The sequence below is a fragment of the Streptococcus huangxiaojuni genome, assembly GCF_040930515.1.
Taxonomy (GTDB): domain Bacteria; phylum Bacillota; class Bacilli; order Lactobacillales; family Streptococcaceae; genus Streptococcus; species Streptococcus huangxiaojuni.
On sequence record NZ_JBFQEG010000006.1, the window covers coordinates 53,669 to 75,752 of the forward strand.

22 protein-coding genes are annotated in these 22,084 nt (G+C 43.7%); 20 read left to right on the forward strand and 2 right to left on the reverse strand.

Annotated features, from left to right (window positions below; genetic code table 11):
* Positions 1–343: 343 nt before the first annotated feature.
* From AB3329_RS05450 to smpB, 20 genes are all read left to right on the forward strand, one after another.
* A complete protein-coding gene (locus AB3329_RS05450; RefSeq protein ID WP_368394713.1) occupies positions 344–556 on the forward strand; it encodes a TMEM175 family protein in 213 nt (70 codons plus the stop codon).
* Between the two features lie 224 nt (positions 557–780).
* Positions 781–1,509: a UMP kinase gene (gene pyrH, locus AB3329_RS05455; protein ID WP_368394753.1), complete on the forward strand. Its 729-nt coding sequence runs from the start codon at positions 781–783 to the stop codon at positions 1,507–1,509.
* 561 nt (positions 1,510–2,070) lie between these two features.
* Positions 2,071–2,628 carry a ribosome recycling factor gene (frr, locus tag AB3329_RS05460; RefSeq protein ID WP_067060610.1) on the forward strand — a complete coding sequence of 186 codons (558 nt, stop codon included), beginning with the start codon at positions 2,071–2,073 and terminating at the stop codon, positions 2,626–2,628.
* Positions 2,629–2,922: 294 nt separating this feature from the next.
* Positions 2,923–3,801, forward strand: a complete 879-nt coding sequence (locus AB3329_RS05465; protein ID WP_368394754.1) for a CvfB family protein — start codon at positions 2,923–2,925, stop codon at positions 3,799–3,801.
* A gap of 478 nt (positions 3,802–4,279) precedes the next feature.
* Positions 4,280–4,495 carry a YozE family protein gene (locus AB3329_RS05470; protein ID WP_067065050.1) on the forward strand — a complete coding sequence of 72 codons (216 nt, stop codon included), beginning with the start codon at positions 4,280–4,282 and terminating at the stop codon, positions 4,493–4,495.
* Between the two features lie 15 nt (positions 4,496–4,510).
* Positions 4,511–5,335, forward strand: coding sequence for an ADP-ribosylglycohydrolase family protein (locus tag AB3329_RS05475; RefSeq protein ID WP_368394714.1), 825 nt, complete (start codon positions 4,511–4,513; stop codon positions 5,333–5,335).
* 1,078 nt (positions 5,336–6,413) lie between these two features.
* Positions 6,414–7,394 carry a PhoH family protein gene (locus AB3329_RS05480; RefSeq protein WP_368394715.1) on the forward strand — a complete coding sequence of 327 codons (981 nt, stop codon included), beginning with the start codon at positions 6,414–6,416 and terminating at the stop codon, positions 7,392–7,394.
* A gap of 274 nt (positions 7,395–7,668) precedes the next feature.
* Positions 7,669–8,223 carry a uracil-DNA glycosylase family protein gene (locus AB3329_RS05485; protein ID WP_368394756.1) on the forward strand — a complete coding sequence of 185 codons (555 nt, stop codon included), beginning with the start codon at positions 7,669–7,671 and terminating at the stop codon, positions 8,221–8,223.
* A gap of 330 nt (positions 8,224–8,553) precedes the next feature.
* Entirely contained in the window at positions 8,554–9,048 is a 495-nt protein-coding gene (ybeY, locus tag AB3329_RS05490) for an rRNA maturation RNase YbeY (RefSeq protein WP_368394717.1), read from the forward strand.
* Positions 9,032–9,439 carry a diacylglycerol kinase family protein gene (locus AB3329_RS05495; protein WP_368394719.1) on the forward strand — a complete coding sequence of 136 codons (408 nt, stop codon included), beginning with the start codon at positions 9,032–9,034 and terminating at the stop codon, positions 9,437–9,439. Before ybeY ends, AB3329_RS05495 begins: the two co-directional genes overlap by 17 nt.
* A gap of 331 nt (positions 9,440–9,770) precedes the next feature.
* Positions 9,771–10,670 (forward strand): GTPase Era, encoded by a 900-nt coding sequence (gene era, locus AB3329_RS05500; protein ID WP_368394721.1) that lies wholly within the window; start codon positions 9,771–9,773, stop codon positions 10,668–10,670.
* A 69-nt stretch (positions 10,671–10,739) separates the two neighbouring features.
* Positions 10,740–11,525 carry an alpha/beta fold hydrolase gene (locus tag AB3329_RS05505; protein WP_368394722.1) on the forward strand — a complete coding sequence of 262 codons (786 nt, stop codon included), beginning with the start codon at positions 10,740–10,742 and terminating at the stop codon, positions 11,523–11,525.
* Between the two features lie 1,049 nt (positions 11,526–12,574).
* Positions 12,575–13,099, forward strand: a complete 525-nt coding sequence (locus AB3329_RS05510) for a mycothiol transferase (protein ID WP_368394723.1) — start codon at positions 12,575–12,577, stop codon at positions 13,097–13,099.
* Between the two features lie 13 nt (positions 13,100–13,112).
* Complete coding sequence (mutM, locus tag AB3329_RS05515; protein ID WP_368394724.1) at positions 13,113–13,934, forward strand: DNA-formamidopyrimidine glycosylase; 822 nt, start codon at positions 13,113–13,115, stop codon at positions 13,932–13,934.
* The gene (coaE, locus tag AB3329_RS05520; RefSeq protein ID WP_368394726.1) at positions 13,931–14,530 is read left to right on the forward strand and encodes a dephospho-CoA kinase; all 600 of its coding nucleotides are present in this window, start codon (positions 13,931–13,933) and stop codon (positions 14,528–14,530) included. The genes mutM and coaE overlap by 4 nt, the downstream gene beginning before the upstream one ends.
* Positions 14,531–14,584: 54 nt before the next feature.
* On the forward strand, positions 14,585–15,802 hold the full coding sequence (locus AB3329_RS05525; RefSeq protein ID WP_438272895.1) for a multidrug efflux MFS transporter: 1,218 nt from the start codon (positions 14,585–14,587) through the stop codon (positions 15,800–15,802).
* A complete protein-coding gene (rpmG, locus tag AB3329_RS05530) occupies positions 15,799–15,945 on the forward strand; it encodes a 50S ribosomal protein L33 (protein ID WP_082854397.1) in 147 nt (48 codons plus the stop codon). Before AB3329_RS05525 ends, rpmG begins: the two co-directional genes overlap by 4 nt.
* Positions 15,946–15,989: 44 nt before the next feature.
* On the forward strand, positions 15,990–16,226 hold the full coding sequence (gene secG / locus AB3329_RS05535) for a preprotein translocase subunit SecG (RefSeq protein ID WP_067060637.1): 237 nt from the start codon (positions 15,990–15,992) through the stop codon (positions 16,224–16,226).
* 573 nt (positions 16,227–16,799) lie between these two features.
* The gene (gene rnr / locus AB3329_RS05540; RefSeq protein WP_368394757.1) at positions 16,800–19,121 is read left to right on the forward strand and encodes a ribonuclease R; all 2,322 of its coding nucleotides are present in this window, start codon (positions 16,800–16,802) and stop codon (positions 19,119–19,121) included.
* Positions 19,121–19,582, forward strand: coding sequence for an SsrA-binding protein SmpB (gene smpB / locus AB3329_RS05545; protein WP_368394759.1), 462 nt, complete (start codon positions 19,121–19,123; stop codon positions 19,580–19,582). Before rnr ends, smpB begins: the two co-directional genes overlap by 1 nt.
* Before the next feature lie 97 nt (positions 19,583–19,679).
* On the opposite strand, the gene AB3329_RS05550 is transcribed toward smpB, so the two are convergent.
* The gene (locus AB3329_RS05550) at positions 19,680–21,065 is read right to left on the reverse strand and encodes a lanthionine synthetase LanC family protein (RefSeq protein WP_368394729.1); all 1,386 of its coding nucleotides are present in this window, start codon (positions 21,063–21,065) and stop codon (positions 19,680–19,682) included.
* Positions 21,066–22,064, reverse strand: coding sequence for a PLP-dependent cysteine synthase family protein (locus tag AB3329_RS05555; protein WP_368394731.1), 999 nt, complete (start codon positions 22,062–22,064; stop codon positions 21,066–21,068).
* Between the last annotated feature and the right edge of the window lie 20 nt (positions 22,065–22,084).

Consider the following 22,084-nt stretch of genomic DNA (forward strand, 5'->3'; position numbering starts at 1 on the left):
AAGCAGAAGGACAGCCGTAACTGTTCCGCAGTTTCCGCAAACACAGAAAAAAGCAATCCCTAAAACCCTCATTAGGTGGACAGTCCTAATGAGGGTTTTGTGGTTAGGAATGGACTGCTTATGTGAGATTAGTCTTACTCTTTCAGCCTAATTGCATGTGTTGGCAGATTTAACCCTGCTTTTTCAGTCTTTGCTGTTCTGGGCTGCTTTCTTACTTTTGTATAATGAGGGATAAAGGCAGTCAGTCAATTACTGCCTGGCATATGTAAGAGTTTGGGGCATTATCCTAAGCTCTTTTAAGTGTAAAAACTGTTTAGTTGCTTTTTGACAACTAGAGGTAAATATGAATAAAAACAGAATAGCAGCTTTTTCATCGCTCCTTCACTTTTGGCCGATGGTTTTTGTCTATATATCCAGTTTTTTACAAATTCTGATTATATGGGTAGGGCATCATGATTTATTTAATAGTATCGATGCAATCAGTTATAAATTATTTGTTTACAATGGCCTGTGGCTGCTGACTCAAACTTTTGTTCCGCTGGGGACAAAAGGGTAAGGAGTAGAGGCTGTATTTTATTTCAGGAACAACCTGTCTCTATTAATGGCTAACGAAAAATTTGAACAGTCTGCTTTGAGACACCTTATTGCCGGAATTGACTGTCTCTTACAAGAATGCAAAAGGGCCTGCTTCTTACTTAAGATAGAAATCATAAATTAGGGCTATAAATATCAGCGAAATTGTGATAGAATAATGAGGATAGAGTAAGGAGTAGGAAAATGGTGGAACCTAAATATCATCGTATTTTGATTAAACTGTCCGGTGAGGCTTTGGCAGGAGAAAAAGGAAGCGGTATTGACCTGCCTACTGTTCAGGCAATGGCAAAAGAAATTGCCGAAGTTCACCATTCGGGTGTTCAAATTGCCTTAGTTATCGGCGGCGGCAATCTCTGGCGAGGTGAGCCGGCAGCGGAGGCAGGAATGGATCGGGTACAGGCCGACTATACAGGAATGCTTGGGACGGTCATGAATGCTCTGGTTATGGCCGACAGTCTGCAGCAGGTGGGAGTCGATACTCGTGTTCAAACGGCTATTGCTATGCAGTCTGTGGCAGAGCCTTATATCCGTGGACGGGCTCTCCGTCATTTAGAAAAAAACCGTGTCGTTATTTTTGGTGCAGGACTTGGCTCTCCTTATTTCTCAACGGACACAACAGCAGCTCTGCGGGCTGCCGAAATTGAGGCGGATGCTATCTTGATGGCCAAAAACGGTGTAGATGGCGTCTATAATGCAGATCCTAAAAAGGATGCCAATGCTGTGAAGTTTGATGAACTGACGCATGTTGAAGTCATTAAGCGAGGTCTGAAAATTATGGATGCGACCGCTTCAACTTTGTCAATGGACAATGATATCGATTTGGTTGTTTTTAACATGAATGAACCGGGAAATATTAAACGGGTTGTCTTCGGGGAACAGATTGGGACAACGGTCTCCAATAAGTCCAATGAGTAAGGCTGTTAAAGTTAATGAGGGTTTTAAACTGAGAGTTTTCAGCAACCTAGCGAATTTACTGGTTTGGCCAATTGGCTGGAAGCAATGTTTTGAAAACTGACGCTCTAAAATCCTAAATGAAAATATAGCGTAGGCTATGGTTCAGAACCAGCAATTGATGAGAAAGATGTAGCCGTCTGAAGGCTTTGTCGTCTTAGCAGCCGACCGCACCTTTCTAGTCGTCTTGGCAGAGGTGCGCCGACGAAATCGAAGATTTCTGGCTTACCGTCATTTTTGCTTTGCTCTTTAAACGGGCTTTGTATCTTATTTAAACTGAACACGCCCTAAAATCCTAGTGAAAAAGATGGCTGTCAGCGTGATGCAAGACATCACTTGCCATCCCCCTATTTTCATACGGATTTTTTCACGGGCTTTGTATCTTGATGTAACTGAACACGCCCTAAGAGCTGTGCAAAAAAGACAGCCCTCCCTTGAGTCTTTGGTGACTCATCGGTCAGGCTCCTATTTTTGCTTTGCTCTTTTAACGGGCTTTGTATCTTCTTGTAAGGAGTGTATATTTTTATGACTAATGCTATTATTGAGAAAGCGCAGAAACGTTTTGAGCAGTCTCATCAGTCTCTGTCGCGTGAATTTGCAGCTATCCGTGCGGGGCGTGCTAACGCCAGCCTTCTGGATCGGATTCAGGTGGAATATTATGGGGTTCCAACTCCCCTTAACCAGCTTGCGTCGATTACGGTGCCTGAGGCACGTGTCCTCTTGGTTTCACCCTTTGATAAATCTTCTTTGAAAGATATTGAACATGCTATCAATGCCTCAGATTTAGGGATTAATCCGGCTAATGATGGTTCTGTTATCCGCCTGGTGATTCCGGCTTTGACAGAGGAGCGGCGCAAAGAATTGGCTAAAGAAGTGAAAAAGACAGGGGAAAATGCCAAAATTTCTATTCGCAATATTCGCCGTGATGCAATGGATGAAGCGAAGCAGCAAGAAAAAAATAAGGATATCACAGAAGATGAGCTGAAAATGCTGGAAAAGGATATTCAAAAGGCAACCGATAATGCTGTTAAGCATATTGATGAGATGACAGCTAATAAAGAAAAAGAGCTGTTGGAAGTTTAGGGCTAAGGAAGCTGATTGTTCTGTGCAGAAGAGGGCGGGCAAGAGAGCAGTTTTATAGAAACTCTGCTTTTCTCCCGTTTTTTTCTGTTTCAAACCAAATTCAGTGCCCATTTCAAATCTGTATGAAAATGAAAGGAAAAAAGATTTTTTTAAATAAAAGTGAATTCGCTCTTAACTGATAGTCTGCTAAAAAAGCATATGCTGCTGTGAAACTGTGCATAAGATTTTTCCTAAATCCAGATATTTTCGGTTGAGCAAGATTGCAGTTATTTTTAAAAGTCTTTATATTTTATGATGAATCAGCTACTTGCAACTGTCGTTACCGGATTGGTAACTGATGAAAATGAACAGTTTTATTTTATTCAAAAGGATGGCATAACATTTGCTCTTGCTAAAGAAGAGGGAGAGCATCAGTTAGGTGATATGGTCAAAGGTTTTGTCTATACAGACATGAAACAAAAGCAGCGTATGACAACAAAAGAAGTGCAGACTACCCGAAGTCACTACGGCTGGGGAGAGGTCACCGAAGTCCGCCGTGATTTAGGGGTATTTCTTGAGGTCGGTTTGCCGGATAAACAGGTTGTCGTCTCACTGGATTTGTTACCGGACCTTAAAACACTTTGGCCCAAAAAGGGAGATAAGCTTTATGTATCTTTGTCTGTAGACCGGAAAAATCGTATTTGGGCAGTTCCGGCGGCTCCTGAGGTTTTTCAGAAAATGGCCGGGCCAGCTTATAATAATATGCAGAATCAGACTTGGCCTGCTATTGTTTACCGCCTGAAACTTTCTGGCACCTTTGTTTATCTGCCTGAAAATAATATGCTGGGTTTTATCCACCCAAGCGAACGTTATAATGAGCCGAGACTGGGAGAGGTTCTCAATGCCCGTGTTATCGGTTTTCGCGACGCTGACCGTACGCTTTACCTGTCGCTTAAGCCGCGTTCTTTTGAAACACTGGAGCAGGACGGTCAAATGATTTTAGCCTATCTTCAGGCTAATGGCGGTTTTATGACCTTGAATGACAAGTCTTCACCTGATGAGATTAAGGCTGTTTTCGGCCTGTCAAAAGGTCAGTTTAAAAAAGCTCTGGGCAGATTGATGAAGGCTGGACAAATCAAGCAGGATAAAACAGGAACCGAGCTTGTCAAAGAAGCCTCACCGGACAAGAAGTAAAAGCAAGGCTGAAATGAGGCCGGGTTTATTCTATTTTTAAGTCCGTCAGTTGGGGAAGGTTTCTCCCAGTTAGGAGTTATAGAGAATGAGGTTAGGTCTGTTGGCCTAACTTTTTAGTCGGACAGTCTTTTAATTTTTTGCTACAATAGGGTGAGACTACAGGCTGATAGCCCAAGTTTTAACCCTCAGAAATACTTGAGGATCCAAAACCTAAGGATAAAAGATCTAATTTAAGAAAAATTGGCTGATTAAGCAACAATTGAATACGGGCTAAGCTCTATGCAAAAAATCTAGCTAAGTTAAGAATTGATTTTAAGTTAGTTAGCCGTAGCCGTCTGAAGGCTTTGCAGTCTTAACAGCCTGCCGCCCCCTTCTAGTCGTCCTGGCAGAGGTGCGTCTGCGAAATCAAAGATTTCGGACTTACCGTCTTTTCATAGGGATTTGAGGCGGGCTTGTGTTTTAGTGGAGGAGGATGTTTGTGAGAAAATCATTTTATACTTGGCTGATGACTCAGCGTAATCCTAAAAGTCAGGCTCCGGCTGCTCGTTTGGCTGATCTGGTTTTTCAGGAGTCTGAATTTCCTAAGCATACTGCAGATTTTGATGTGATTAGCCGCTATTTGGAGGAAAGAGCAGGATTTTCTTTTAATCTCAGTGAATTTGACCAAATTTGGGAGGATTACCTGCTTCACTAGAAAAAGGGGAATTTTATGAATAAGTTGCGCGCTGCTGTTTATGGACTGGTTGTCGGCGATGCTTTAGGATTTCCTGTAGAATTTAAGAAACGCGGCAGTTTTTATGTGGAAGAGATGACTGGTTTTGGAACTTATAATCAGCCTCCTGGGACATGGTCTGATGATTCCAGTATGACATTAGCAACCTGTGATTCAATACGGGAGATGGGGCGGATTGACTTAGATGATTTGCGCAGACGTTTTGAAAATTGGCTTTTTCACGGCGCTTATCGTGTGGGGGAAAGCTTATTTGACTATGGACGGACAACTTACGAGGCTTTGAAGGGCGGTTGCGGTATCAATGATTATCTGGCAAACGGCAATGGTTCATTGATGCGGATTATACCGCTGGCCTTTCTTGATGTCAGCGACAGCGAAATTGAAGCGGTGTCGGCCCTTACCCATGCTCATCCCATTTCGAAGGAAGCCTGTTGTATTTATATCAATATTGCCCGCCATCTTTTGGCTGGTCAAGCTCTTTCTGCTATTTTAAAAGGATTAAAAGTCAGTGCACCTTTTGCTGATTTGAAAAATTTAGAGGCTTTGCCTGAAAGTCAGGTCTCTTCCTCGGGCTTTGTTATTCACACTCTTCAGGCTTCACTTTGGTGCCTGCTGCAAACCAATTCTTTTTCTGAGGCTGTTTTAAAGGCGGTTAATCTGGGAGATGATTCGGATACGACAGGAGCGGTTACGGGTGCTTTGGCCGGAATAGTCTATGGCTATGAGGCTATTCCCAGAAACTGGATTGCAGAGCTTAGGAATAAAGAGCTGATAGAGCATTGTCTGTTTGATACGAACTGATGCCCAGTCAGTCGTCTGTGATGCGCCCATGATGCTGCGGTTTTCTGCTTTATTTCATTTTACCTTAAAACCTAGAGCAAGGTCTTTGCTTTGAACATTGCGGCTGTCTGACTTACGACAAAAGTCAGGCCGACTGCTAATTTGTTGTTAAACCGGTCTGCAGACTGTAAAGGCATTATTGAGAGACAGGCTTTACTTCCATGAAAAAGTCACGCTATGAGTGTGATTTTTTGGTATAATGAAGGCATGGTAGCGATTTAATAATTGAACACGCCCTAAAATCTTAGTGAAAAAGATGTGGTTAAGTTTAGAATTGATTTCAAGTTAGCCAGCCGTAGCCGTCTGAAGGCTTTGTCGTCTTGACAGACGACCGCACCCTTCTAGCCGTCCTGGCAGAGGTGCGCAGACGAAATCGAAGATTTCTGGCTTACCGCCTTTTTGCTTTGCTCTTTTAACGGGCTTTGTATCTTATTGAAACTGAACACGCCCTAAGAGCTGTGCAGTGAAATCATCCAGTGGATGATTTCAGCCCGAACCTAGAAAAGGGAGAGTGAGGGGGCTGGAAATCTGTATCGTTATCTAGCTACCGTCAGCCGTAGCCGTCTGAAGGCTTTGCAGTCTTAACAGCCTGCCGCCCTCTTCTAGCCGTCCTGGCAGAGGTGCGTCTACAAAATCACAGATTTCGGACTTACCGTCATTTTTGCTTTGCTCTTTTAACGGGCTTTGTATCTTATTGAAACTGAACACGCCCTAAACGCTGCGGGAAAAAGCTAATCAATCTGAGTGCTGATTTATTACTATCCAGCCGTAAATGTCTGAAGGCTTTGTCGTCTTGACAGACGACCGCACCCTCCTAGTCGTTCTGGCAGAGGTGCGCTGGCGAAATCGGAGATTTCGAGCTTACCATCATTTTCCTTTTGCGTTTTTAATGGGCTTTGTATCTTATTGAAACTGAACACGCCCTAAGAGCTGTGCAAAAAAGATAAAATCTCCTAGAGTCTTAGCGACTCTTCGTCAATTTTCCTATTTTTGCTTTGCTCTTTTAACGGGCTTTGTATCTTATTTGAGGAGTGTATTGTTGCAAGATTTTTCAATTGATATTACCTTGAATCATCCTGATGATTTGCTTAATTTATTTGGGTCCAATGAACGTCATTTAAAATTAATCGAAGACCATCTGGGAGTGACTATTCATGCTAGAACAGAGCGTATCCAAATAGTCAGCAGCGATCAAGAGTCTCTTGAAACAGCCAGATTGGCTATTGAGGCTCTTCTTATTCTGGTCAGCCGTGGTATGTTAATCAATACTTCTGATGTTATAACAGCTTTGTCCATGGCAGAAAACGGCAGTATTGACCAGTTTGTGGCGCTTTATGAGCAGGAGATTATTAAAGACACGTATGGCCGTCCGATACGAGTAAAAACTTTAGGACAGAAAGCTTATGTGGACAGTGTTAACAGCCATGACCTTGTGTTTGGAATAGGTCCTGCAGGGACCGGAAAAACTTTTTTGGCAGTAACGCTTGCGGTCACTGCTTTAAAACGCGGACAGGTAAAACGTATTATTCTGACCAGACCAGCGGTTGAAGCCGGGGAAAACCTAGGATTTTTGCCGGGAGATCTCAAAGAAAAGGTTGATCCTTATCTGCGTCCAGTCTATGATGCCCTTTATCACATTTTAGGAAAAGAACAAACCGTCCGTCTGATGGAGCGCGATATTATTGAGATTGCCCCTTTAGCATACATGCGGGGGCGTACGTTGGATAATGCCTTTGTTATTCTTGATGAAGCCCAGAACACAACGGTTATGCAGATGAAAATGTTTTTGACGCGTTTGGGTTTTCATTCAAAAATGATTATCAATGGTGATATCAGCCAGATTGATTTGCCCCATCACGCTAAGTCCGGTTTAGTTGATGCTTCTGAAAAATTGAAGGGTATTAAGGCGCTGGACTTTGTTTATCTGTCAGCCAAAGATGTTGTCCGACATCCTCTTGTCGCAGAAATCATCGACGCTTATGAACAACAAGATACAAAGGCCGTTAAAAAATCCGTATGAAAATAGGGGATGGCAAGTGATGCTGGCATCACGCTGACAGCCATCTTTTTCACTAGGATTTTAGGCCGTGTTCAGTTCCAACAAGATACAAAGCCCGTCTAAAAATCCGTATGAAAATAGGGGATGGCAAGTGATGCTTGCATCACGATGACAGCCATCTTTTTCACTAGGATTTTAGGGTGTGTTCAATTCAACAAAGTACAGCGGTCTGTTTAATCTTATTGTGAAAGCGAAAGGGAGGGGTATAGTGACGGAGACGGTATTTCAGAAAATCATGCAGGATGAAGCCAATCTGACTTATACTCGGGCCGGAATCGAGCCTTTATTTGCTGCACCGAAAACAGCCCGTATTGTGATTGTCGGTCAGGCTCCGGGGATTGTTGCTCAGACAAGCCGTCTGTACTGGAATGACCGGAGCGGTATCCGTCTGCGGGACTGGCTGGGAGTGGATGAAGAAACCTTTTACCATTCCGATCTTTTTGGCATTTTGGCTATGGATTTTTACTATCCAGGTAAGGGAAAATCTGGAGATTTACCGCCGCGCAAAGGTTTTGCTGAAAAGTGGCACCCTCAGCTGTTGGCGCAGATGCCGGAAGTTAAACTGGTGATTTTGGTTGGCAGCTATTCACAGCAGTATTATTTAGGTGCTGAGCGCCGCAAAACTTTAACAGAGACCGTTCAGCACTATAAAGACTACCTGCCTCGCTACTTTCCTTTGGTTCATCCTTCTCCCCGCAATCAGCTCTGGATGGCCAAAAATCCATGGTTTGAAGAAGATGTCATACCGGCATTGAAAACAGTTGTAGCTGAAATTTTGGAAGGGGCATAGATTTGTCTAAGCTGGGAATAAAAAGTCTTTGAGGCGGTTTTAATTTTTAACTGTTGAAAATCCTAAAATAGGCGTGGCAGCAGAGAATACGCTGCAGTTTGAAGACGTTTCTGCTCAGGTGGGCAAAAACGTCTTTTTATTCTTCAAAAAGAGCGCGAATATTTTTTCTGTGGTATAATGGGGATGAGTAAAGATTAGCGAAAGGAAGAGGACAGCCCCCTGCTGTAAGGGACATCAGTCAGGTGCTCTGCAGCAGACTCAGCCATTACCAAAATGTCTGTCAGATGTTTTTCTGCCGGATTTGGCTGCTGTCCTAAACTGCTTAATTAAATGTATATAGAGATGGTTGATGAGACAGGACAGGTCTCTCAGGAGATGATGGCGCAAACACTTGACCTGCTTAATTTTGCTGCTGAAAAAATCGGCAAAGAAAATAAGGAAATGGCGGTGACTTTTGTGACAAATGAGCGCAGCCGCCAGCTGAATGTCAAATACCGTGAGACTGACCGCCCGACTGATGTCATCAGTCTGGAGTATAAACCTGACCGGCCTGCAGTCTTGGACAGCCCATCTGCTAAAGAAAAAGCAGAGCTGGCTGACTTGCTGGAAGAGCTGAACGCCTATATCGGTGAACTCTTTATTTCTGTTGATAAAGCGCATAAGCAGGCGGCAGAATACGGTCATTCTTTTGAACGGGAAATGGGCTTTTTAGCGGTGCATGGCTTTTTGCATATTAACGGCTATGACCACTATACGTCCGAAGAGGAAAAAGAAATGTTCACACTACAGGAAGAGATATTAACGGCTTATGGACTTACGCGATAATCATTCACAAAAAAAGTGGAAAAATATGACTCTGATGGCAAGTATGGAATTTGCCATTACCGGAATTTTAACGGCTTTTAGAGAAGAACGTAATCTGCGCAAGCACTTAGTGTCTGCCGTTTTAGCGGCTCTTTCCGGTCTTATTTTCAGAATTTCGGGGCTGGAATGGCTCTTTCTTTTCCTGGCCATTTTTTTGGTTATTGCCTTTGAAATTGTGAATTCAGCTATTGAAAATGTGGTTGACCTAGCCAGCAATTATCATTTCTCCATGCTGGCTAAAAATGCTAAAGATATGGCTGCTGGGGCTGTTTTGGTTGTTTCAGGCTACGCTATTTTGACGGGCTTGATTATCTTTTTGCCTAAAATTTTCAGATTAATTTTTGGGCTGTAGTGGTCATTGTTTATTATTAATTGAATTGGAAAGGAAGGAAAACACTGTATTTGGCCGTCTGACAAGGTCAGCCAAATACGAAAATTGTACGGTTAACCTGTTCTTAGATGAGGCTGGGAAAAAGTACTGCCTCGTTTCACTTTTTTGGACATGTGAGTTTGACGCAGCGGTTGATTGGAAGTTCTTATCCCTTGTCAATCAAGGGATAACGGCCTCCCTAACCAACTTTGCGGAGGCGGGACAACAAAATCAAAATCGTCATTTTATGACGATTTACTGATTTTTGTCCCGCTCTCATTTAGGTTTGCCGGACGATGTTTTTAATGAGATTATGGCGTTTAAATCAGGATTTGCTGCTATTTTGGGGCGGCCCAATGTAGGAAAATCAACTTTTTTAAACCATGTTTTAGGTCAAAAAGTTGCGATTATGAGCGATAAAGCGCAGACGACCCGCAACAAAATTATGGGGATTTACACAACTGCGTCAGAGCAAATTGTTTTTATTGATACTCCCGGTATTCATAAACCCAAAACAGCTTTGGGGAATTTTATGGTGGAAGCAGCATACAGCACGCTCCGTGAAGTGGATACGGTGCTTTTTATGGTGCCTGCTGACGAGCAGCGGGGCAAGGGCGATAACATGATTATGGAACGCCTTAAAGCTGCTAAAATTCCTGTTATTTTGGTCATCAATAAGATTGATAAGGTTCATCCGGATCAATTACTGGAAAAAATAGATGATTTTAAAGACCAGATGGATTTTCAGGAGATTGTGCCGATCTCAGCTCTCCAAGGCAATAATGTGGAGAGTTTGATGACTATCTTAAAAGAGAATTTAGCAGAAGGCGTTCAGTATTTTCCCGAAGAGCAAATTACTGACCATCCGGAGCGCTTTTTAGTGTCCGAGATGATTCGGGAGAAGGTTCTTTTGCTGACTCAGCAAGAGGTTCCACATTCAGTAGCTGTCGTGATCGAATCCATGAAACGCGACAGAGAAACGGATAAAATTCATATTCATGCGACTATTATGGTGGAACGCGACAGTCAAAAGGGCATTATTATCGGTAAAAACGGCAATATGCTTAAAAAAATCGGGAAAATGGCTCGTCGGGACATAGAAGTTATGCTGGGGGATAAGGTTTATTTGGAAACATGGGTTAAGGTCAAGAAAAACTGGCGGGACAAGAAACTGGATTTGGCTGACTTTGGCTATAAGGCAAAAGATTATTAAAATTGAAAGATTGCATACTGACATATAAGCTAAGAGAACGGTATTGTCATTGAATAGAGGAGTGTTCAGATGGAAAGCGCAAACGAACTGTTTATTGAAGAAAGCGGCTGCCATAATACAGAGACCATCCTTTTTCTGCATGCTTCAGGATACAGCAGTAAGATGTGGGGATACCATATTGCGGCGCTTAAAAGTGATTTCCATTGCCTTGCTGTTGATTTGCCTGGCCATGGCAAAAGTTTGAAGACTGCTTGGACAAACTTTGATACTGCAGCGGAGATGCTGACTGATATTATCAAAAAAAGGGCTCATAGCCACCCTCATCTTGTCGGACTTTCACTGGGAGCCAGTCTGTCCTTGACACTGCTGGCGAATTCTCCTGATTTGGTTGGTAGAGTGATTATTGATGGTTCCGGCCATCAGCCGATTAAAGGGTACAGAGCTGTTATTGCCGGAGTTTATGCGGTATCTTTGTTAAAAGACACACATCTGTTTGCCCGCCTTATGACCAAGATGATGCAGGAAAATGGAGTGCCTGAACAAGAATGCCGTTCTTTTATTGAGGATCTGCAGTCTACCTCAAGTCAGTCATTCCGTCGAGCGATGTCGCAGGCGAATGTTTTAAAATTAGACTTAACTTTCGATAATCCGGCCTTTTTTGTTTCTGGAGGCCAAGAATCAGAGACCATACATGAATCGCATCAATGGCTGGCAAAGCAGAATGCGCAGAGTGAGTGTGCCTATTATCCTGGTAAAGGCCACGCTTGGATGCTCGGAGATCCGGATACGCATCTTCAGCTGGTAAGGTATTTTTTGCAGGACGATATTTTCCCAAATAAACTAAAGAGGTTTTAATACTGTCACTTGTTATTTCTGCGCCGCGCCATAGCAGCGCCTGGGAAGACTAGCGCTCTTAGTAATTTTTGAGGACAGAACTAATATAGCGTTCGTCGCGAGACCTAGTAGTCAGTTTACAGCTTTGAAAAGCGAATAAAGTGCCAGAAGGCGACTAGCATTCTGCTGAACAGACCTGAGACGACTTTGAAAGCTTAAATTTTTGCCGCACCCTCCTAGTCGTCCTGGCAAGGGTGCGCTGGCGAAATCAGAGATTTCGAGCTTACCGTCAGCCGTAAACGACTGAAAGCTTTGTCGCCTTAACAGTCGCCCGCACCTTTCTAGTCGTTCTGACAGAGGTGCGCTGGCGAAATCAGAGATTTCGAGCTTACCGTCAGCCGTAAACGACTGAAAGCTTTGTCGCCTTAACAGTCGCCCGCACCTTTCTAGTCGTTCTGGCAGAGGTGCGCTGGCGAAATCGGAGATTTCGAGCTTACCGTCATTTTCCTTTTGCGTTCTTAACGGGCTTTGTATCTTGTTGGAACTGAACACGCTCTAAAATCCTAGTGAAAAAGATGTCTGTCATCGTGATGCTTAGGCATCACTTGCCATCCCCTATTTTCATACGGATTTTTTCACGGGCTTTGTATCTTGTTGTAATTGAACACGGGCTTAAGCTCTTTGCAAAAAAGAGACGCAGTCGTAGGAAGCGTATGCTGACGTACGAATGTGGCTGCTCTGTGAGTGCAGCCTTCCCTTAAGTCTTTAGTGACTCGGCAGTCAGGCTCCTATTTTTGCTGTGAGCTTGAACGCCCTTTGTATCTTGTTAATTGAACACGCCCTAAAATCCTAGTGAAAAAGATGTCTGTCATCGTGATGCTTAGGCATCACTTGCCTTCCCCTATTTTCATACGGATTTTTTCACGGGCTTTGTATCTTGTTGGAACTGAACACGGGTTAAGAGCTGTGCAAAAAAGATAAAATCTCCTAGAGTCTTAGCGACTCTTCGTCAATTTTCCTATTTTTGCTTTGCTCTTTTAACGCCCTTTGTATCTTGTTGGAGGTGTGAGATGGTTTATTTGGATATGTTGACAGAGAGTGTTGATCGTGCTGTGGAACGTTTTGAGCGTTTGTTTGAAGGGGTAACAGCTGAGCAGGCGAATGCTTTTCCGGCAGAGAAGCTGTCGGAGCAGCTGAAATCAATGACTTGGTTAGCTTGGCATACAGCAAGGGAGATGGATTTTCAAATTGCGGACTTGGCTGGCAGTCTGCCTATTTGGCTCAGTCAGGGCTGGAAGGAGAAGTTTCGTCTGGATTTGCCGGATGATACGCAGGACTGGTGCCATACATTGGCAGAGGCCAAGAAGGTTCAAGTCAGTGACTTAGAGCTTGTACTGGCTTATTTACGTTCGGCTGCTGATTTTACTAAAAGCTACCTCAAATCACTGGATGAAAAACACCTTGATGATGTGATTGATGAGAGCTGGACACCTGCGGTTACCAGAGGAATGCGTTTGGTTTCGATTATTGATGATGCAGCCATGCACTCAGGGCAAGTGATTTATGCCAGACGTCTTCTTGGTTTAAAAGATTAATAAGAGGTAGATTATGCCTGAGTTGCCAGAAGTAGAGACAGTCAGACGCGGTTTAGAGCGATTGGTTGCCGGCCGTTCTATTTCCAGCGTTCAAGTTGGTGTCCCTAAAATGATTAAAACGAATTTAAAGGCTTTTAAATATGAGCTTTTGGGGGAAACAGTCCAAAGCGTGAGGCGGCGGGGAAAATACCTTATTTTTGATTTTGGTGAACGTATTTTGATTTCCCATCTGAGAATGGAAGGCAAGTACCTGCTTTTTCCTGAAGAAGTTCCTAAAAATAAGCATTTTCACCTTTTCTTTGGCCTGGACGATGGATCTACTTTAGTCTATCAGGATGTCCGAAAGTTCGGTACCTTTGAGCTTTTGCCAAAATCATATGAGCGCTCTTACTTTGAACAGAAAAAGCTTGGTCCGGAACCCACTAAAGCCAGTTTTAAACTGGCACCTTTTGAGAGTGCTCTGCTTTCTTCTCATAAATGTATTAAACCGCTCCTTTTGGAGCAAAAATTAGTCGCAGGTTTGGGCAATATTTATGCGGATGAAGTGCTCTGGGCAGCCAAAGTTCATCCGGAGCGCTTGTCAGACAATCTGAAAAAAACTGAAATCAAGCGTCTGCATGATGAAACGATTCGTATTTTACAGCTGGGAATTGCTAAAGGCGGATCGTCTATCAGAACTTACCGCAATGCCTTGGGCGAAGATGGGACCATGCAGAATTATTTGCAGGTTTATGGCAGGACTGATGAACCCTGTGTGCGCTGCGGTACTCCCATTAAAAAAATAAAGGTAGGAGGACGGGGGAGCCATTTCTGCCCCAGATGTCAAAAAGGATGACTAAAATTATTGGAATTACCGGCGGCATCGCCTCTGGTAAATCAACAGTTACAGGAATTATTCGTAAGGCCGGCTACAAGGTTGTTGATGCTGACAGCCTTGTTCATGATCTGCAGGCTAAGGGAGGTGAGCTCTATAAGGCGCTTCTTGCTTGGCTGGGAGCCGGTATTTTATTGGACAATGGTGAGCTGGACAGGTCTAAGCTGTCTGCTTTAATTTTTGGAAACGAGGAAAAAAGAGCGCAGTCCGCTCAGCTGCAAAATCCTATTATTCGCCGTGAATTAGCAAGAAAACGCGCAGAATTAGCGCAGACAGAAAACCTCTTTTTCATGGATATTCCGCTTTTGATTGAGCAGGATTATAGGAATTGGTTTGATGCGGTCTGGTTGGTTTATGCTGATAAAAGTACTCAAATCCGGCGGCTGATGGAACGAAATGGCTACAGCCAAGATGAAGCTCAAAAACGTCTGGCTTCTCAAATGCCTTTAAAGGAAAAATGTCAGTATGCTGATGCGGTGATTGATAATAATGGCAGTTTGGCAGATTTGCAGGAGCAAGTCACAAAGTTATTAAAACGATTGGAAGATGCCGGCTAAAATGATGCGGCGGCATTAGCTGTCAAGTATATGTAAGAAAGAAGATGAGGACTTATCGAAGACGAAATAGTAGCCGAAGTAGACTGGCGGCGAAATTTGCGGGTAGCTTGGCTTGGTAATTTTTTTACTGGTGCCAGCTTTTCACTGGTTATGCCTTTTATGGCTTTGTATATTGAAAATTTAGGGGTGCCTAAAGACCAGATCGAATGGTACACTGGCTTAGCAGTGTCTCTTTCTGCCTTAGCCTCCGCCTTGGTTGCTCCTATTTGGGGACGGCTGGCAGACAGATACGGACGAAAGCCGATGATGATTCGAGCTAGCTTTGTAATGACATTTACAATGGGCGGTTTAGCTTTTGTGCCGAATGTGACTGTTCTGCTTTTATTGAGGCTCTTAAATGGGATTTTTGCTGGCTATGTTCCTAATGCGACAGCTCTCATCGCTGCGCAGGCTCCAAGGCAGCATTCAGGCTATGCGCTGGGGACCTTGGCAACTGGTGTGACAGCCGGAACCTTAATCGGTCCTCTGCTGGGCGGTGTCTTAGCTGAATTTTTAGGGATTCGCCAGGTTTTTCTTCTGGTTGGTTTTATTTTGTTTATCTGCAGTTTACTGACCCTCTTTTTTGTGAAAGAAAATTTTGAGCCTATTGAGAAAGCTGACGTCATGTCTACAAGAGATGTTTTCAGGCAAAGCAAGAGTGTGCAGATCATGCTGGGATTGTTCGTGACTAGCATGGTTATCCAAATCTCAGCTCAGTCTGTTGCCCCGATTTTGTCTCTGTATATCCGTCATCTTGGCCAAACGGAAAATCTGCTCTTTGTTTCGGGCTTAATCGTTTCAGCTTTAGGCTTTTCCAGTCTACTCAGCAGTTCGTATTTGGGAAAACTGGGGGACAAAATAGGAAATCACCGTCTGTTACTGTCAGCCCTTTTTTACAGTTTCAGTCTTTATTTTCTCTGTGCTCTTGCCCAGACAGTGCTGCAGCTGGGAATTCTGCGTTTTTTATATGGTTTTGGTGTAGGCGCTTTGATGCCCAGCATCAATTCTTTATTGACCAGACTGACACCCAGAGAAGGGATTTCCAGGATTTTTTCCTATAATCAAATGTTCAGCAATTTCGGTCAGGTTTTAGGTCCTTTTATCGGTTCGGCTGCAGCGACACATTTAGGCTACCGGGCAGTCTTTTATATGACCAGTATGATTGTTTTGAGCAATTTTTTATGGTGTCTTTTTAATTTTAGAACATATTTGAAGGTCAAAGAAATACAGTGAGAATTAAAATTCATTTACAGTGCAGTCAATGCGGTCATAAAAATTATCTGACCAGTAAAAATAAAAGCAGCCATCCCGACAAAATTCGGGTGCTTAAATACTGCCCCAAAGAGAGAAAAGTAACCCTGCATATTGAATCTTAACTGTTTTTATGATAGAATGGGTGTACTTTCAATGGAGGAACAACATGTATCAGCTATTACTTACAGCCTTGCTTGTCTTATCTGTCATTATTGTGATTGCGATTTTTATGCAGCCGCAGAAAAATCCCAGCAGCAATGTTTTTGACAGCAGCGGTTCCGAAGCGCTGTTTGAGCGGACAAAGGCGCGTGGTTTTGAAGCGTTTATGCAGCGTTTTACCGCTGTTTTGGTTTTCTTTTGGCTTTTAATTGCCCTTCTTTTGGTCATTTTATCCAGCCGCTGACAGGCGGTCCGTTTTAGAATGATGAAGTTTGGTGTTTTCTGACTTCTAAAGATGAGCAGGCCAAAAGTCAGTCACGTTTTTGATGAAATGGATAAGACTAAAGAGACAGTTCTGCAGTGAATGACGGGCAGGAAAAGGGGTTATACACGGTAAATAACGCTTTTTTACTTAAAAATAGATGTTAAAAAAGCAGACCCTTATCTCTTGAATGTTTACAGCATAAAAGTCAGGAGTTGAGACATCTTTCTCAGCTCATTTTTATTGTCTGCACCGCTCTACAGTTGTTGCTGGAATAAGGATTCTAACTTCATACAAAGACTTCAGCCGCTTTCGTAAATGTGAAGCAGGCTGAAAAAACTATTAGATAGCAGCCATTGAGTTTTCCTGACTTTCCCATTGCCAGATTAAGATTCTTCAGTCCTTTGTTATAAAAGAACAAGGAAGATTTTGCTTCAGCTGATTTTCCGGCCTGTAACAGTCTGTCTGCAGACCGGATATCATTTTTAAGAGAGTGCAGACGATAATACCCCAGTCAGTTTTTGACTGCGGGCCTACAATGATAGAAAAAGAATGATGAAAGAAAAAATAATAGATTATTTAGAAAAACAAGGCAAGACGGATGTCAATGATTTAGCCGCCGCTCTTAATATGGCTGGGGCTAAAGCCTTTCCGACTCTTATCAAGACCATTTCCAAACTGGAAAGCCAAGGGCGGCTCCGCTTTGATAATGCCGGCAACCTTGCCCTGCGTAAAAAAGTGACCAGAAAAAAACCTCAGATAACTATCAAAGGCATCTTCCGGGCAAATAAAGCCGGCTTTGGTTTTTTGTCGGTTGATGGAGCTGAGGAAGAGCTTTTTATCGGCCGTAATGATACAGGCTATGCTGTCGACGGAGATACTGTTGAAGTCGTTATCACAAAAGTAGCAGACCGCTTTAAAGGAACAGCAGCTGAAGCTAAGGTGGTCGGTATTCTTGACCGCCAGCTTAAAACAGCTGTCGGTCAATTTGTGCTGGACGATGAAAAGCCTAAATATTGCGGCTATATCAAGTCCCGCAACCCGAAAATTCAGCAGAAAATCTATATCAGAAAAGAACCTATCCTTCTTGATGGGACTGAAATTATCAAAGTTGATATTGAGAAGTATCCCAGCCGCGGGCATGATTATTTTGTTGCCCGAGTAAGGGATATTATCGGTCACCAAGGGGAGGCCGGGATCGATGTTCTGGAAGTCTTGGAGTCCATGGATATTGTGTCAGAATTCCCACAGGCTGTTTTGGATGAAGCAGAAGCTATAGCAGACACTCCTACTGAGAAGGACAGGATTGGTCGGATTGACTTGCGCGATGAGCTAACTTTTACAATTGACGGGGCCGATGCCAAAGATTTAGATGATGCGGTGCATGTGAAGCGTCTGCCTGACGGTCATTTTGAATTGGGCGTTCATATTGCCGATGTCTCCTATTATGTTAAGGAAAATTCAGCTTTAGACCGAGAAGCCCGCAGGCGGGGGACTTCTGTTTATGTGACGGACCGTGTGGTTCCTATGCTGCCGGAGCGTTTGTCAAATGTGATTTGCTCTCTCAATCCGCAGGTTGACCGCCTGACCCAGTCCTGTATTATGGAAATTGACGGACAGGGCCAGGTGCTGCACTATCAGCTGGGGCAGTCAATAATAAGGACCAGATTTCGTATGACTTATGACGCGGTCAACGCTATCATCGCTGGCGATGAAGCGCTGTCTGAAAAATATGCTCCTATTGTCGATTCACTCAAACAGATGGCCGGTCTTCACCAAATATTAGAGGACATGCGCATCAAGCGCGGTGCCTTAAACTTTGATACTAAGGAAGCAAAAATCCTTGTCAACAGCAAGGGTCTGCCTGTAGACATTAGCCTGCGTCAGCGGGGAATAGGGGAGCGCTTGATTGAATCGTTTATGCTGCTAGCTAATGAAACCGTGGCTAAACATTTTGCTAAAACAAAGCTACCCTTTATTTATCGGATTCATGAAGAACCAAAGGCAGAAAAACTGCAGCAGTTTATCGACTATGCCAGTGTTTTTGGTGTACAGATTCACGGAACGGCTAATAAAATGGGCCAAAAGGACTTGCAGGCATTTATGGCAAAGATACAAGGTCAGCCAGGTCAGGAAGTGCTTGCTACAATGTTGCTGCGTTCCATGCAGCAGGCTCGTTATTCTGAGCACAACCAAGGCCATTACGGTTTGGCAGCGCCATATTATACGCACTTTACCAGTCCAATCCGCCGTTATCCTGATTTGCTGGTTCATCGGCTCTTACGAGACTATGGGCGGTCAGAAAGAGAGCGTGCAGAACACTTCGGCCGCATAATTCCGGAGATTGCCCAGGAGTCTTCCAGTTTGGAACGCCGGGCTGTTGATGCCGAGAGGGCAGTCGAGGCTATGAAAAAGGCCGAATACATGGCACCATTTGCCGGGCAGGAGTTTACAGGACTTGTCTCAAGTGTTGTCAAATTCGGTCTCTTTGTCGAACTGCCAAATACGATTGAAGGCTTAATCCATATCAGCAGTTTACCAGAATTTTACCATTACAATGAACGGGATTTATCACTTCGCGGGGAAAAATCCGGTCGGGTATTTCGTGTCGGACAGCAGCTTAAAGTAAAACTTCTTAAGGCTGACAGAGAAACAGGCGACATTGACTTTGCCTATGTCCCAAGTCCTGATGATACTGTTGAAAAAAATAAGCCTCTGCTTGAACGCAAACCTCAGCATAATCGAAAAAAACGCCGGCCAGATCAAGAGATGCATAAGACATCGCCTAAAAGAGGGAAGGCTTCAGCAAAACTAAAGAATAAACAGCCTTTTTACAAATCGGCTGCGAAAAAAAGAAGGAAAAAAAGGAGGAGATGATGGCTAAAAATGCTGATCAGCAACTGGCACAAAATAAAAAGGCCAGGCATGATTACCATATCCTTGAAACCATTGAAGCCGGTATTGTTCTGACGGGAACAGAAATTAAAAGTGTCCGTGCCGGCCGCATTCAGTTGAAAGACGGCTATGCTCAAATCAGAAACGGTGAAGCTTGGCTAATCAATGTTCATATTGCCCCCTTTGAGCAAGGCAATATATGGAATCAAAACCCCACTCGGACCCGGAAGCTCTTACTGAAAAAACGCGAACTAGCTCAGCTGACTAATGATCTTAAAGGGAGCGGCATGACTCTAGTCCCTCTGAAAGTCTATCTCAAAAACGGTTTTGCCAAAGTCCTTATCGGACTAGCAAAAGGGAAACATGACTATGACAAACGTGAAACCATCAAGCGCCGTGAGCAGGAGCGCGATATCAAAAGGCAGCTGAAGAATTATCGTTAGAAGCTTAAGCTGTCTTTTAGCAGTGATGGGGCGGATTAGCAATTCACAGACCAAAGAGCTTAGAAAAGGTTTGGAGCTGTCCAGCTCCAAACCTTTTCTAAGTCAAACTGATAAAGGGGTCATCAATCAGCCGTTTCCACTTTAACTGCTGCTGACTTTCAAATTGATAAAGTTCCAGTAAGGCAGTGGCTATTCCGGCAGCACCGTCATAAAAACCAGTAAAAGCAGAAAGTTCACTGGGACTAATCCGATTAAAGGCGATGGGAAAACTAATCCCTTTTTCAGACCTGCTGGCATTGCCTAGGACAACAGCGGCAGATCGTCTGGCTAAATCAAGATAAAGCGTCTTTTTATTGTCGGCATAAAGTCCTAAAAAATGGTGGATAAAACCTGCAGCACCGCAGCAAAAAGTCGTTGTGTTCCAGTAGCCGTTGGACTGCCGCTCCGGGGCTCCCCGGCTGATCAAACCGGCGGTCAAAGCCTCTACCTGCTCTAAATAATAGCTGTCCTCAGTCAGCTGGTAGAGATAATAGAAAAAGCGTGAAGTCCCAATTGCTCCGTGACAATTTCCCAGATAAAATACTTGACGCTGAGGGCCGTTTGTACGGTACGGAATCAAATAGCCTTCTTTTTGGGGGACGGCAAGATTAACCAGAAATACAGCAGCATCTTTTGCAGCCTGCAAAAAGTCCTGTTCGTGGGTTAGCTCATATGTTTTTCCAAAAAGATAACCGGCCCCCGCTGAACCAAATTCCCAATTGGGAAGATCACGCTTTTCAGCAGCAGAAACAGTATTGATTTCCAGCCCGTTATCAATATGCCGATGGCCATTCGCTATAAGGTAGCGGACACCGGATTTAATTGTTTCTAAAAGTCTGCTGCTGGGGAAATGCTGGTAGGCTTTGATGAGAAAGAGCAAGATACCGCTGTCATGAAAAAGGGGAGAATCACCTGTCCAGCAGATTCCCTTGTCAGTCTGTTTAGCCCTTTCTAAATAATAATCTGCAATTTCCTGAGCGGATTTTAAAGCCTCTTCATTATCATAGTTTTCTGCTATTTCAAGCTGAATAAGTCCGACCCCGCCAATACCTCCGTACAGACCCATTCCTGCTCCTGCCATGTCAAAAATATCCAGCTTTGCCAAAATCTGCCAATGTTGAGTAAGATAATGGCTGGCTTTCCTAATGATAGAAAGGTAAGTCGTATCATGAGTGATTTGATAGAGCTTATCATAAAAATACAAGATACCTGCTGAACCGCTGAAAAAATTGGGATTGCTGAAATCTGAAATACTGAGCTGCGCTTCGTTATTGGTATTGCGCCACCAGATGCCATCCTCCGTTTCAACTTTGAACTGATCAATATACTCAGCCGCCTGAATAGCCAGATTCAAATAGTCTTCAGCCTTTTCAGCTTGTTTAAGCGGAAAAGGCTGCTTGTCGTGATAACCTGTACGAGTGCGAATGAAACAATTCTGACACATTTAATTTACCTCCTGATACATTGGACTGGAAAGATATTTCATGCCATTATCTGCAAAGATTAAAACGATGTTTTTTCCTTTGTTTTCGTCCTTTTGAGCGACAGTTTTGGCAGCATGCAAAACAGCGCCGGCAGATTCACCTAAGAAGATACCGTCAGTACGGGCAAGTTCAAGGCCGGTTTTATATCCGTCTTCTGCCAAAACATCGATACAGCTGTCATAGTAAAAATGATTTTTTGAAAAGAAGGTCGGCTGGTTCTCTGGTCCGAAACCATCAAAGGCAACAATGCCGTCGATACTGTTGACATCAGGCTGCTCTGCTGAGGGGCGGGATGCTTCAGCAGGTTCAACGGCAATAATTTTAATATCTGGTTTTTTCTGCCGAAAATACTGTGCTAAGCCGGCAATTGTTCCGCCGGTGCCAGCAGCCATAATAAGGATATCGACTTGTCCGTCGGTATCTTCCCAAATCTCAGGACCGGTCGTCTGGTAATGTGCCTCGGGATTAGCCTGATTGCTTACTTGATCAGTATAAAAATAGCCTTTGCTGTCGGCATATGCCTGAATAATACGGCTGATTTCCGCTGTCTCAAAAGCCCCCTTGTCCATCATTTGTGCAATTTCAGGGAAATCCAGAAAACTGCGGAGATGAGCGCCGTAAGCTTTTAAGATTTGAGTACGCTCTGGGGATACACCGGGTTCCAGCAGACATTCAAAATGGTAGCCCTTGGCAGCAGCAAAAGCAGCCAGAGCAATCCCTGTATTTCCGCTGCTGTTATCAACGATTGTATCACCCTTTTGCAGCTTTCCGGCTTTTTCTGCCTCAGTAATCATGTTAAGTGCAGCCCTGTCCTTAACGCTGCCGCTTGGATTCAAATATTCCAACTTAGCGAATAATTTAGCCTGCAAGCCGTACTTTTCCTGAAAATTGCGCAGTTCAACCAAAGGAGTTTTTCCAACCAGTTCTGCAATAGATGCCTTAGTATTTGCCATCATCATATCCTCTCTTTTTCCTGTAT